Annotated in this window: 12 protein-coding genes; all 12 read right to left on the bottom strand. The window is 38.3% G+C overall.

All coding sequences use genetic code 11. From position 1 onward, the window contains the following. Window positions 1–164: 164 nt before the first annotated feature. On the bottom strand, window positions 165–1226 hold the full coding sequence (gene recA, locus D8M04_RS11045) for a recombinase RecA (RefSeq protein ID WP_121522970.1): 1062 nt from the start codon (window positions 1224–1226) through the stop codon (window positions 165–167). 169 nt (window positions 1227–1395) lie between these two features. Next, window positions 1396–2649 carry a competence/damage-inducible protein A gene (locus tag D8M04_RS11040; RefSeq protein ID WP_121522969.1) on the bottom strand — a complete coding sequence of 418 codons (1254 nt, stop codon included), beginning with the start codon at window positions 2647–2649 and terminating at the stop codon, window positions 1396–1398. Further along, window positions 2646–3224 carry a CDP-diacylglycerol--glycerol-3-phosphate 3-phosphatidyltransferase gene (gene pgsA / locus D8M04_RS11035; RefSeq protein ID WP_121522968.1) on the bottom strand — a complete coding sequence of 193 codons (579 nt, stop codon included), beginning with the start codon at window positions 3222–3224 and terminating at the stop codon, window positions 2646–2648. Before pgsA ends, D8M04_RS11040 begins: the two co-directional genes overlap by 4 nt. Window positions 3225–3331: 107 nt before the next feature. Then, a complete protein-coding gene (locus D8M04_RS11030; RefSeq protein WP_121522967.1) occupies window positions 3332–4258 on the bottom strand; it encodes a helix-turn-helix domain-containing protein in 927 nt (308 codons plus the stop codon). Window positions 4259–4278: 20 nt separating this feature from the next. Further along, window positions 4279–5070, bottom strand: a complete 792-nt coding sequence (locus tag D8M04_RS11025) for a YmfK family protein (protein WP_121522966.1) — start codon at window positions 5068–5070, stop codon at window positions 4279–4281. A 610-nt stretch (window positions 5071–5680) separates the two neighbouring features. After that, window positions 5681–5929: a DUF3243 domain-containing protein gene (locus D8M04_RS11020; protein ID WP_121522965.1), complete on the bottom strand. Its 249-nt coding sequence runs from the start codon at window positions 5927–5929 to the stop codon at window positions 5681–5683. Window positions 5930–6003: 74 nt separating this feature from the next. Then, complete coding sequence (gene ymfI / locus D8M04_RS11015) at window positions 6004–6720, bottom strand: elongation factor P 5-aminopentanone reductase (RefSeq protein ID WP_121522964.1); 717 nt, start codon at window positions 6718–6720, stop codon at window positions 6004–6006. A gap of 6 nt (window positions 6721–6726) precedes the next feature. After that, a complete protein-coding gene (gene yfmH / locus D8M04_RS11010; protein WP_121522963.1) occupies window positions 6727–8010 on the bottom strand; it encodes an EF-P 5-aminopentanol modification-associated protein YfmH in 1284 nt (427 codons plus the stop codon). Then, entirely contained in the window at window positions 8003–9286 is a 1284-nt protein-coding gene (gene yfmF / locus D8M04_RS11005) for an EF-P 5-aminopentanol modification-associated protein YfmF (RefSeq protein WP_121522962.1), read from the bottom strand. Before yfmF ends, yfmH begins: the two co-directional genes overlap by 8 nt. Before the next feature lie 127 nt (window positions 9287–9413). Further along, the gene (locus D8M04_RS11000) at window positions 9414–10367 is read right to left on the bottom strand and encodes an ABC transporter permease (RefSeq protein ID WP_121522961.1); all 954 of its coding nucleotides are present in this window, start codon (window positions 10365–10367) and stop codon (window positions 9414–9416) included. Further along, on the bottom strand, window positions 10368–11411 hold the full coding sequence (locus D8M04_RS10995; protein ID WP_121522960.1) for an ABC transporter permease: 1044 nt from the start codon (window positions 11409–11411) through the stop codon (window positions 10368–10370). It abuts the gene before it with no gap. After that, window positions 11408–12940, bottom strand: a complete 1533-nt coding sequence (locus D8M04_RS10990; protein ID WP_121522959.1) for an ABC transporter ATP-binding protein — start codon at window positions 12938–12940, stop codon at window positions 11408–11410. The genes D8M04_RS10995 and D8M04_RS10990 overlap by 4 nt, the downstream gene beginning before the upstream one ends. Window positions 12941–12942: the final 2 nt, after the last annotated feature.

Below are 12942 nucleotides of genomic sequence, written 5' to 3'. Positions count from 1 at the left end.
TCTAAAAGTCAAGAAAACGTCACAGATTTTTAATATGTTTATTGGAAAACTTTCCCATAAACCAAACCTATAGGCAATGCCTTCGTTGTACTGATGCAGTTTAGAAAGCAATGCTTTTCAGTATGTAAAAAATCCCTCACACTAATCGTAAGGGATTTATCATATTACATATCAAAACTTTCTTGTTCTAGTTCCTTTTCTTCAGCATTATCTTTTTTATCTTTTTTATCGCTTTTAACTACATCTAATTCATAATGCTCACGAATAGCTGAATAGATTTCTTCCATGACATCTGCATTTTCTCTTAAAAATTGCTTCGCATTCTCTCTACCCTGACCAAGTCTTTCCCCTTGATAAGAATACCAAGCACCACTTTTCTCCACGATGTCTAATTCAGCACCGATATCAATAATTTCTCCTTCTAACGATATACCTTCACCGTACATGATATCGACTTCTGCTTGCTTAAACGGAGGTGCTACTTTGTTTTTAACAACCTTAACTCTAGCTTTACTTCCAACAATCTCATTACCTTGCTTCAGTTGCTCCGCACGGCGTACCTCTAACCGAATGGAAGAATAGAATTTCAATGCACGACCACCCGTAGTTGTTTCTGGGTTACCAAACATAACACCAATTTTCTCACGTACTTGGTTAATGAAAATCGCTGTAGTATTTGATTTATTAATCGCACCTGATAACTTTCTTAATGCTTGAGACATTAATCGAGCTTGCAGACCCATATGAGAGTCTCCCATTTCTCCCTCTATTTCCGCTTTTGGAACAAGTGCTGCAACAGAGTCTACTACAACAATATCCACTGCTCCACTACGTACAAGTGCTTCCGTAATTTCTAATGCTTGCTCACCTGTATCCGGTTGAGATAATAGTAATTCATCTGTATTAACACCTAATGCTTTTGCATATATAGGATCAAGCGCATGCTCTGCATCAATAAACGCAGCTTGTCCACCTTGCTTCTGTGCTTCTGCAATCGCATGAAGGGCAAAAGTCGTTTTACCTGAAGATTCCGGTCCATATATTTCTATTACTCTACCTTTCGGATAACCACCTACACCTAAGGCTACATCCACTGCTAAAGATCCACTAGAGATGGTAGATATTTTCTGTTGTTCATTTTCACCAAGTTTCATTATAGAACCTTTACCGTATTGTTTCTCTATTTGTCTTAAAGCCATATCTAAAGCTTGTTTTCTATCACTCACAGGAAAACCTCCTTAATTAACTATTATCATCATACAATGTTTTATGGGATTTGCCAAGCAAAAAACGAATAAACGTTCTTATATTTTACTTATAATCAACTATCGAGAATCGGATTATCTTTGAAAAAGTGAACTTCTTTATGCAAAAATGCATTCTTCTATTACCTTATTAGACTGTTTTTAAGTATTGGAAAAGTATTTCTAATCCCTTCAGTGTGGCACGATGGCGAATGGTCGACCGGTCTCCCATAAATTCATAATGAAAAACCTGTTTTTTGCCTGAAATGGTATGAAGAGCAATATAAACAGTTCCAACTGGATTTCCTTCTTCTTCATTCGGACCTGCTACACCAGTAAAACTAATCCCAATATCGGCATCCAGCTTTTCTCTTACCTTAGCTGCCATTTCCGAAGCACATGCCTTACTTACCGTTCCTTCTTTTTCTATCGTTTCTTTAGAAACTCCTAGCACCTTTTGCTTCACGTTAGCGTGGTAGCTAACGATCCCACCTTGCACTACATTGGAGGCACCACTGACAGAGATAAGTTTACTAGCAAACATTCCACCAGTAAGACTTTCCGCCGCAGCAATTGTCAGCTGCTTTTCTTTTAATAATTGTATAACCTGCTGTTCAAGGGTATCATCGTTTTCACCGTAATAATAGATACCAACCCGCTCTAATATTTTTTCTTTAGCAGCCTTTAATAACGTATTAGCACGCTCATCTGAATCAGCCTTTACTGTTAACCGTATAACAACACCATCATTTTGCGCTAAGGGAGCAATCGTTGGATTAGATTGCGCCTGAATAAGATCCTGAATAGCATCCTCTAAAGCTGACTCGCCTATCCCAATAAACTTCAATACAAGGGACTGAATTTTATCCTTTTTTCCTGTTTGCTGCTGCAGGTACGGAAAAACTCCATCCGTAGCAAGCCGCTTCATTTCCCGAGGCACACCAGGCAAGAAAATCCAAATTTTTTCATTGTAATGAACGATCATTCCAGGTGCCATACCTGCCTGATTATTTAAAACATGCGACCCTTTAAATACTCGTGCCTGTTTGCGATTATTAGGCGTCATTTTTGTCTTGCTTCTTTCAAAGTAAGACTCGATTTTTTTCATTGCAGGACTATACTCTTCCATTTCCAGATGACTGATTCGTTGGAATGCTTCCCTAGTTAAGTCGTCATCCGTTGGGCCCAGTCCTCCAGTTACCAATACAATATCAGATCGTCTTTCAGCCTGCCTGAATGCCTGCTCTACTCTTTCCAGATTATCTCCTACTACAACATGTGTGTATACGTGGATACCTAATAAAGCAAGCTTTTCAGACAGCCACTTTGCATTTGTGTTAGCAATTTGTCCTAATAGAAGTTCTGTGCCAACTGCAATAATTTCAGCGCTGAATGATTTTGTCATTTGGAATCCCTCATGACATGCCAGTTTTTCACGAAATAGTCGACGCCAGATAGAACAGTAAAGAACAATGAAATATACAGCATAATAGTAGCTACCGGAATTCCTAAATAAGAGAATGGAAAATTATGTAATAACAAGAGAGCAATTGCCACCATCTGGGTAGCTGTCTTAATCTTGCCAAGCTGACCTGCAGCTAATACAATTCCTTCACCTGCTGCTACAAGACGTAATCCAGTAACCGCAAATTCTCTGCTAATGATCAAAATAACGACCCAAGCTGGAGCTAAGCCTAACTCAACCAATAAAATCAGTGCAGCTGAAACGAGAAGCTTATCAGCAAGCGGATCAAGAAACTTTCCAAGATTTGTTACTAAATTATATTTCCTTGCAATATAACCGTCAATCCAATCGGTTGAAGAAGCAATAATAAACAGAAGTGCTGCAACAAAATGCGCAACCGGAAGATTATTCTCTCCAATATTCCATGTGCCCCAGTTAAACGGAACACTTAAAAGTATGATAAAGATAGGAATTAATAAAATACGTGAAATGGTTAATTTATTTGGTAAATTCATTACTAAAATCCTCCTACATTATGAATTAAGATAACCCTTCCCATCAATAGGGAAGGGTTTCAATACGTTGTTATCTAACTTACCGGCATTCACAACATCAATAATGCTTACTCTGCTTCATTATTGATGTTAATTGTTAATCGTTGATGCACCTTACTAATATCTGCAGGATACTCTAATTCTACTCCATTAATATAGATGGTTAAAGCAGGAGCGTTTCCGACATTAAAGTAGAGCTGTTCTGAGCCGCTTGCATCAATTTCATGTGGCGACATCTCAGCATTAAACTGATTACTAAATAGAGAACTGCCGCTTGCATCCTGTATGTCTAGCCAAGTGTAACCCTCATTCGCTTCGAGCGTAATGATAACCTCCTCACCTGCATTATTTAAGGTAAGAGTGGAATGTGGAGATGAGCCCGAACCTTCTTCGTCTACTACGAATTCAGCTTGTGTCTCTTCTTCTGGTTCTTCTTCTTCAGCCGGGGCTTCTTCCCCTTCTTGCGCAGTCTCATTTTGCTCCGCTTCACTTCCAGTGCCATCGTCTTCATCAGCTTTACCATCTGCTACATCATCTGGATTGTTAATAATAACTGTATCATTTTCACCTTGCTCATTCTCCGAAGCGCCATCGTTGCCAGATCCTTGGCTAATAAAATACCAAAGCACAAAAATAATACCAATAACTAATAGAATGACAATAATCGTTGGAAAAATGGAAAAAAGCTTTGTGCTTTTCTCTGAATTACTCTGTTTTTTAGCCCGATCCATCCGGCTATATTGAACCGTGCTTTCCTCTTCAGACTTTGGAATTTCTTCCTTATGCTCTTCTAGCAATTCACTTGAATCAATACCAACTGCATTTGCATATTCTTTGATAAATGCTCGTGCATAAAATTTACCTGGAAGAATTTCAAATCGACCTTCTTCAATTGCAACCAGATAACGCTTTTGGATTTTCGTCATATCCTGCAATTCTTCCAATGATAGACCTTTAGCGAGACGTTCCTCTTTTAACCTTGCGCCAATATCCATAGATCAAAACACCTTCCATTTTAGAAATCAAACATAGAAAAACCATTTCCCTCACTAAATTGCTGGTTTTCCACCGTTTCATATGTGATTTCTTCTTCATCATGACTTCGTAATTCTATAATGTAATCGAAATCCTTAATATTATATTCCGTAGATTGGACAAATATATCCGGATGTTCGACTACTTTTACCGCTGGCATCTGCATAATCTCTCTGACTAACTGCCAATGCTTCTCGTTTGCACGTTTAGTTGATACAATCCCGTCAATAATAAAAATATTATTGGAATCGTATTCTCCTTGGATTAAACTATTTCGCACCGTTTGCTTTAACATCGTACTAGATACAAATAGCCAGCGCTTATTCGCACAGACACTTGCAGCTACTACAGATTCTGTCTTGCCTACTCGCGGCATGCCGCGAATGCCAATAAGCTTATGGCCATCTTGCTTATAAAGTTCTGCCATGAAATCCACTAGTAATCCCAATTCATCTCTAACAAAGCGAAATGTTTTACGGTCATCTGCATCTGTATGTATATATTTGCCATGGCGTACAGCCATTTTATCTTTTAGTTTTGGTTTCCGTAATTTCGTAACATTTATCGTTTCCATTGTATGTAAAATGGATTTTAATCTTAATATATTCTCATCAAATTCAGAGAGGAGCAACATACCTCTTCTGCCATTTTCCACTCCATTAATGGTGACAATGTTAATCGAAAGCATTCCTAATAATGAAGCAATGTCCCCTAACAAACCAGGCCGATTCTTGTGTATCTCGTACTCAAGATACCATTCTGTTTTCCCCATAATGAACCCCTTTAAACACATTCTTCACTTATAGTAAACAATTTGGCTAATAATTGCAATCTTATGCTCTTTATTTTATGATAAACGGTTTTTGGGTTGTTGAAAAGGATTATTATCATTTATTAATTCAAAATAGTGCTTGGAACCGCTACGGAAATACACTACGCTTTCCGCGGGCGCTGTTGAGCCTCCTCGAGACTATCGTCTCTGCGGGGTCTCAACTAGGCTTTTCCTCCCGCAGGAGTCTCCGTGTATTTCCTCCGCTAAGTTGGAGCTTCTCAACTTTCCTATATATTAAAAATATAGATATGTGAAACGTCATTTACAGTACTTACACCACACATAAAGCAGAAAATCTCTATTAGCGTAGGCAGAATACGTAGACTCCTACGGGAATAGCACGTGTTCGAAGACCCCGCAGCGGTGGTTTTTCCGCGAGGAGGCTGAGGCCGTGCCCGTGGAAAGCGGAGTATTCTGCCGGAGCGAGTCCATGCACATAACAACCATTAGGATAAGCGAGAGTGTCTCAATAGTTAGTTCGTAGTTTCTAACAAACAAAGCAAAAGAAGAAGCTGTTATGGATATGCAGCTTCTTCTCTCATATTACATACTATGATTTTTGAACCAACTTCATCATTGTGCTAGCTAATGCTTGTTGCTCTTGCTCTGAAGCTGCATTCCATAGTTCTTTGAGGACGGCTTCTTCTTTGTTCTTTGCATCTACATGTTGTGCTAAGTAATCGCCTACTTCAGCAGCAATACTATTCATCGTTTGCTGGTCCATTCCTTGTTGTTGTGCTTGCTGCAAACGATTAGCTAAAAAACCTTTCCATGTCTCAAAATTATCAAGAACTGACATATCTCTGCCTCCTTGGAAGTATTTCAAGGATAGTATTTGATATCTGAGCGCATTTATACATGATTGCGAAAAAATTACCAGCCACCATCTATGTTTATTATTTCTCCCTGGATATAACTCGAGCGCTCGTCTAAAAGAAAACTGACAGCATGTGCGACTTCACTGGGATATCCTGGTCGGTTCATCGGAATTTCACTATAAATGGATGCTTTCTCGCCTTCTGTAAGATGCTGATTCATCTTCGTTTCGATAAAACCTGGACTGACCGCATTAACGGAGACTCCACTTGGGGCTACTTCTTTTGCCAGAGCCTTTACAAAACTATTCTGTGCGCCCTTAACAGATGAGTAAACCACCTCAAAGCTCGCACCAACTCTCCCCCAAATAGAGGAGATAAAAATAATCTTTCCATATTTTTTATTAATCATGGATGGTAAGAAATGCTTTGTAATTAACCATGGTGCCTTTACATGTAAATTCAGCATCTCATCCATCACTTTCTCAGATGTTTCTTGAAACAACCCATAATGAGCCGTCCCGCTTGCAAATACAATACAATCTACTGGATAAACAAGTTGTTGTAAAGCTGCTTTTAATTCTGTCCCATCAGCTAAATCAGCTTGGAAGACGGTTAGAATCCTTGACTCCTCAATTGTTTCCATTAATTCGAATATCGTTTGCCTGTTTTTATTATAATGAAGGATCAGCTGATATCCTTCGCTGGCTAGGCGGCTTGCGATATGCTTACCAATCTCTCCGCTAGCACCGATCACTAAAACATTCTTCCCCATATTGTCCTACTCCGGTGCAATCGTACAGACAGACAATCTGTCTTCTTCGATCCAAGATGCTGCGAACTGGTTTAAGTCGTCTAACGTTAGCGCTTGTATGGTTGGGATAATATCAAACAAGTTAATGCCTGCAATTTGATAATGGATAAACTTATTCGCAATAAACTCTAATGAATTCATCGCACGAAGTAAATTACCAACTTTTTTACGCTTCATCCGATTAAATGTCTCTTCATCGAACGTGATGGTATTCGTAGAGAGTAATAATTCTTTTACTTTTTTTGCAAATTGTTCCGGCTGCTCTGTATTACTGCCAATCAAGGAATAACCAAAATTCTTATCTAAGGTCGATTCAAAATAAAAGCTATCATCAATTAAATTTTGTTGATACAACTCTTGATAAAATGCTCCGCCCTTTGAGAAGAAATAATCAATTAGCATATGTTGTAACAAATCTTTCTTTAAAAACGCATCACCAGAAAGCTCCTCAAATGATTCCTTTATGCCAACTGTGCATTTAGGGACCGATAACGGCATGTTTATCGTATGATTTTTCACAGCTACTTCCCTTGGCTCTTCTGGATATTCCCGTCGTAATTCTTCCATCTTATCAAACGATTTTGCAGCTTGATTATTTTTAATAAACTCCATCATTTTTTCAGGCTGGAAATTACCAGCAATAAATAAAATCATATTTTCTGGATGATAGAAAGTATTGTAGCAAGTATATAAATCATCCTTCGTAATTTTACTAATGGATTCTACTGTACCAGCAATATCCATATTTACTGGATGAGTTTTAAAGAGTCCTTTAATCGTTCCCATAAACGACTGCCAATCTGGTTGATCATCATACATTTTGATTTCTTGGCCAATAATCCCTTTCTCTTTTTCAACGGATTTCTCTGAAAAATAGGGTTCTTGCACAAAGTTAATCAATGTCTCTACATTTTTTTCAATTTGATTTGTCGCTGAGAACAGATATGCTGTTTTAGTAAAGGACGTAAAAGCGTTGGCGGATGCACCCTGTTTCCCAAAATCGGAGAACACATCGTGATCCTCCTTTTCAAACAGTTTATGCTCCAGGAAATGTGCAATACCCTCTGGTACAGTGATTTTCTCTTCTTTCCCAATAGGGATAAACGTTTGGTCAATCGATCCATAATCGGTAGAGAAAATACCATATGTTTTAGCCATTTCTGGTTTAGGCAGTAAAAATACGGATAATCCATTATCCAGCTTTTCTGAGTAAATCGTTTCATCGATATAATCATAAGTTTGCTTATTCATTAGCCTGACCTCCCTTACTCGTCAATAAATAAACGGTATCTTCTTGAACTTTATTGGCTACTCCAATAACGTCTTCTTTGTTAACCAGTTTAATATTTTCGATTAACTGATCAGGTGTTAATTCCTTATCACCTATCACCTGCTGATAAAGTAATTCAATTAATCCTTGGGGGTGGTCCATGGTTTCCAATAACTGATTTACAATTTGCTCCTTCGTTTCTGCCAGCATCTCCTCTGAAAAGTCGCCTTCTTTCATAGCAGTCAATTGTTCACGGATAATGTCTCTTGCTTTTTCAAAATCCTCTGGGGCAATTCCACTAAACACAAATAAAAGTCCTTTTAGACTTTCCATTCTTGAAGATGCATAGTAGGCCAAACTATTCTTCTCACGTACATTTATAAATAGCTTGGAACTTGGAAATCCTCCGTACATGCCATTGAACACCTGTAGTGCAGGGTAGTCATCATCTTTAAAAAATACGTTGGTACGGTAACCGATATGAAGTTTAGCTTGCTGCAAATTTTGCTTTTCAATTACTTCCTTAGGCTCTGTTACATTAAATGTCTGCACTTCATTTTGGTAAACATGTGAGTTTTCCCTTTTTAGTTCATTCGAAAGCTTGGATAGCATATCTTCTTCATCAAAATCTCCAAGCACATAGACATCAAGCTGATCCTCTTGAATGATACTTAGATAATACGAATATAAATCCTTTGAAGAAATATTTGCTAAATCTTCTTCATAGCCTTGGACATGCAGACCATAAGGTTCATCTTTACACATCTCATCAATTAATCGCTGGTTAGCGTATTTCATTTTATCATCTTTGATTGCATTCATTTTTTGCTTTAATGTATCCACTTCTCGTTCGAAAACCATCGTATCAAAGGCATCATTTTGAACATTTGGCTGAAAGAGGAATTCACTGAATAAAGAAATACCTTCACCAAGCACAGGGGTAGCCTCGGGGATATATTTCGCATTAGCCAGCTCCATACGAAAAGTAATAATATGATTCTCGCCTTTTTTACCTCCCTGGATAGAAAAGACGGCTCCATACAATTCATCTAACTTGAGTTGTAAAGCCTCCGTGGTTGGAAAGCTTTTCGTTCCTTGCTTTAATATATAAGGAAGTAATGCCCTTTTCGTTAGAGTATCTTTATGTAATGGCGACCGAAGCTTTGCCACCAGGTTTACGGTTTTATATTTCTTGCTTTGAATGAAATGAAAGATTATCCCATCTTTTTCGATACGTCTTTCTTTTATTGGTTGCATATATGAACCTCCTAATCCATACAGATTTCTTCCATATTCTGCACATATTTTCCATTTATCATCCATTATACGTGAAAAAAAACAGACTTGCTACTTATGGCAAGTCTGTTTCTATTGAATACTCTTATTATCTTCCACCTTTAATATATGGAACACCATTAGCCTTAGGAGCTTCCGCGCGTCCAATAAATCCTGCAAGTGCAAGAATGGTCAATACATAAGGTGCAATTAGTAAGAATACCTGTGGAATATCACTTAATACAGGAATGCCCGCACCAACAACACTTAAGGATTGTGCTAAGCCAAAGAAGATGGCAGCACCCATTGCTCCCAAGGGATGCCATTTACCGAAAATAACAGCTGCGAGAGCCATGAATCCTTGGCCCACAATGGTAGATTGGGAAAAGTTAGATACAATAGTCAATGCAAAAACAGAACCACCTAACCCTCCTAATGCACCAGAAAGAATAACAGCAATGTAACGGATTTTATACACATTCACACCATTGGTATCTGCCGCCATTGGATGCTCTCCAACGGAACGCAAACGCAAACCAAACGGGGTGCGATATAATACATACCAAGCAATAATTGCAAATAAAATGGCAATATATGAAGTAATATATATTCCTTCAAAGAAAATTGGACCAATAACGGGGATCTCTGATAAAACAGGAATATCAGTCGTATAGAATGGCTGACTAACCATATCTGTTTGTCCCTTATCGTACCAAACCTTTGTCAAATATACCCCAATTCCTAATGCTAACATATTAATTGCTACTCCACTTACAGTTTGATCTGCCCGAAATGATACAGACGCCACAGCATGGATCACAGAAAATAACGCACCAGCAAAAGTGGCTACAATAATGGAAATCCAAGGAGTTGATGCACCCAGAACATCCGCAAAGGTAAGGTTAAATACGATACCTATAAAAGCTCCCATTACCATAAGCCCTTCTAAACCAATGTTAATTACCCCTGAACGTTCACTAAATACCCCGCCTAAAGCCGTAAAGATAAGAGGTGCTGAATAGAATAGTGCTGTTGGAACGATTGATTGCAATATTTCAATCATTTATTTCTCCTCCTTTTTAAAGCGAAGTATAGCCCAGCGAATAATATAACCAGATGCTACAAATAAAATAATAAGAGCGATAATAATATCAACTAGCTCGGTTGGTACGCCTGCACTGGTCGGCATTTCTCCGGCGCCTTCTTTTAACGTTCCGAAGAGAATAGCAGCAAGTACAACACCAAGCGGATTATTAGCTCCAAGCAGAGCAACGGCAATTCCATCAAAACCTAAATTAGTAAAACCGCCCATTACAGAGATATTTCCATATGTTCCTAATCCCTCCATAACTCCGGCTAAACCAGCAAAGGATCCAGATATAACAAGTGATAAGACAATATTTCGATTAACATTCATCCCTGCATATTTCGAAGCATGCGGATTGAATCCTACCGACTTTAGCTCATAACCAATGGAAGTCCGATCAATAATAAACCACATAAGAACAGCAGCAAATAAGGCAATTAAAAATCCATAGTGAATACGAGAATAGAACGTGATTGATTGCAGCCACTCGGATGCCAACGATGCAGTAGGTGCTATTGTTGCGGAGGTTGTCTCTCCATCTGTCAATACTGTTCGAATAATTTCATTCACGCTATAAAGTGCAATATAGTTCATCATAATCGTTACAATTACTTCATGCACACCTAGTTTTGCTTTTAGAATACCAGGAACAAAAGCCCATAGTGCACCAGCAAGCGCACCGGCTATGATAGCTAATGGTAAATGAATATACATAGGGGCATCAATATAAAGCCCTACACATACAGCTGCTAACCAGCCAACGATTACTTGTCCCTCTGCACCGATGTTAAATAAACCTGTTCTGAAAGCAAAAGCAATCGCAAGCCCTGTTAACATAAGTGGAGTAATTCTTCGTACGGTTTCCCCTATGGTATAGGAGTCACCAAATGCTCCATTCCACAATGCAGCATATCCTGAAATCGGATTATGTCCAGATAGAAGCATAATAATTGCTCCAGCTATAAGACCAAGGATGACGGATATAACCGGGACTATGATATTAAATACTTTATTACTCATTCCTTGTCACCCGCCTTCTCAGTCTTACTACCAGCCATTAATAATCCTAGTTCTTGTTCATTTGTTTCTTCAGGAGTTCGACTAGCTACAATCTTTCCGTCAAACATAACTGCAATTCGATCACTGACATTCATAATTTCATCTAGTTCAAAGGAAACAAGCAATACTGCTTTTCCTTTGTCTCGCTCTTCAATTAGTTTTTTATGAATAAATTCAATGGCTCCTACGTCTAATCCACGCGTTGGTTGAACAGCAATTAACAAATCTGGTGAACGATCTACTTCCCGTCCAATAATTGCCTTTTGCTGGTTACCACCGGAAAGCGCACGTGCTTTCGTATGCACACTTGGTGTGCGGACATCGTACTCTTTAATTAATTTTTCCGCCTTTTGGAAAATCTCTTTATAATTTAAAACTTTCGCTTTGGAATAGGGCTTTTTATAATATGTTTGCAGTACGATATTTTCGCCAATAGAATAATCTAATACTAGTCCATGCTTGTGTCGATCTTGCGGTATATGTCCTACTCCCGCTTCTGTTACTTTACGTGGAGAATGGTTGGTAATATCTTTGGAATTGAGCATCACTTTACCTTCTCGTACTTTTCTAAGTCCTGTAATCGCCTCAATTAACTCTGTTTGCCCATTGCCATCTACTCCAGCAATACCAACAATTTCACCTGCACGTACATTTAAATCTAATCCCTTTACTAAATCTACTTTTCTTGAATCTCTAACATAGAGATTATTAATCTCTAAAATAGATTGTTTGGGAGTGGCTTTTGTTTTTTCTGTTTTAAAACTAACTTCTCTTCCTACCATTAATGAAGCAAGTTCATTAGCATCCGTCTCAGCAACATCAACTGTACCTATTCCTTTCCCTTTACGAATAACCGTACAGCGATGGCATGTTTCCAGAATTTCCTTTAACTTATGTGTAATTAGAATGATAGACTTTCCTTCTTTTGTTAAAGAACGCATTATTTCCATAAGCTCTGTAATTTCCTGCGGTGTTAGCACAGCTGTCGGTTCATCGAAAATAAGTACATCTGCTCCGCGATATAGTGTTTTTAGGATTTCTACACGCTGCTGCATACCAACAGAAATATCACTGATTTTGGCATCAGGATCGACTTTCAAACCATATCGATCTGATAGTTCTTGAATTTCTTTTCGAGCTCTTGCAATATCAATTTTCCCAAATTTGTTCGTTGGTTCTTTGCCTAAGACAATATTTTGGGTAACAGTAAAAGGTTCCACTAACATGAAATGCTGATGGACCATCCCAATTCCTAAATCATTTGCTACATTTGGGTCTGTGATTTTTACTGCTTTTCCATTTACTCGAATTTCGCCTTTCTCCGGCTGATATAAACCGAATAAGACGTTCATTAGTGTAGATTTTCCTGCACCGTTTTCTCCTAATAATGCATGTATTTCACCTTTTTTTAATTGAACGGTAATGTTATCATTGGCAACAATACCAGGGAATTCTTTACGAATATTTAACATTTCAACTACGTACTCCACAG

This window comes from Oceanobacillus piezotolerans (assembly GCF_003665065.1).
In the GTDB taxonomy this organism is placed as follows: Bacteria; Bacillota; Bacilli; order Bacillales; family Amphibacillaceae; genus Oceanobacillus; species Oceanobacillus piezotolerans.
Note: the sequence above shows the minus strand (reverse complement) of the source record. Positions and strands in the feature narration are given on the sequence as shown.

Excerpts from the sequence above, each read along its gene's own strand:
- D8M04_RS11040 (WP_121522969.1), bottom strand. The coding sequence starts at position 2,649 with ATGACAAAATCATTCAGCGCTGAAATTATTGCAGTTGGCACAGAACTT.
- pgsA (WP_121522968.1), bottom strand. The coding sequence starts at position 3,224 with ATGAATTTACCAAATAAATTAACCATTTCACGTATTTTATTAATTCCT.
- D8M04_RS11030 (WP_121522967.1), bottom strand. The coding sequence starts at position 4,258 with ATGGATATTGGCGCAAGGTTAAAAGAGGAACGTCTCGCTAAAGGTCTA.
- D8M04_RS11025 (WP_121522966.1), bottom strand. The coding sequence starts at position 5,070 with ATGGGGAAAACAGAATGGTATCTTGAGTACGAGATACACAAGAATCGG.
- D8M04_RS11020 (WP_121522965.1), bottom strand. The coding sequence starts at position 5,929 with ATGTCAGTTCTTGATAATTTTGAGACATGGAAAGGTTTTTTAGCTAAT.
- ymfI (WP_121522964.1), bottom strand. The coding sequence starts at position 6,720 with ATGGGGAAGAATGTTTTAGTGATCGGTGCTAGCGGAGAGATTGGTAAG.
- yfmH (WP_121522963.1), bottom strand. The coding sequence starts at position 8,010 with ATGAATAAGCAAACTTATGATTATATCGATGAAACGATTTACTCAGAA.
- yfmF (WP_121522962.1), bottom strand. The coding sequence starts at position 9,286 with ATGCAACCAATAAAAGAAAGACGTATCGAAAAAGATGGGATAATCTTT.
- D8M04_RS11000 (WP_121522961.1), bottom strand. The coding sequence starts at position 10,367 with ATGATTGAAATATTGCAATCAATCGTTCCAACAGCACTATTCTATTCA.
- D8M04_RS10995 (WP_121522960.1), bottom strand. The coding sequence starts at position 11,411 with ATGAGTAATAAAGTATTTAATATCATAGTCCCGGTTATATCCGTCATC.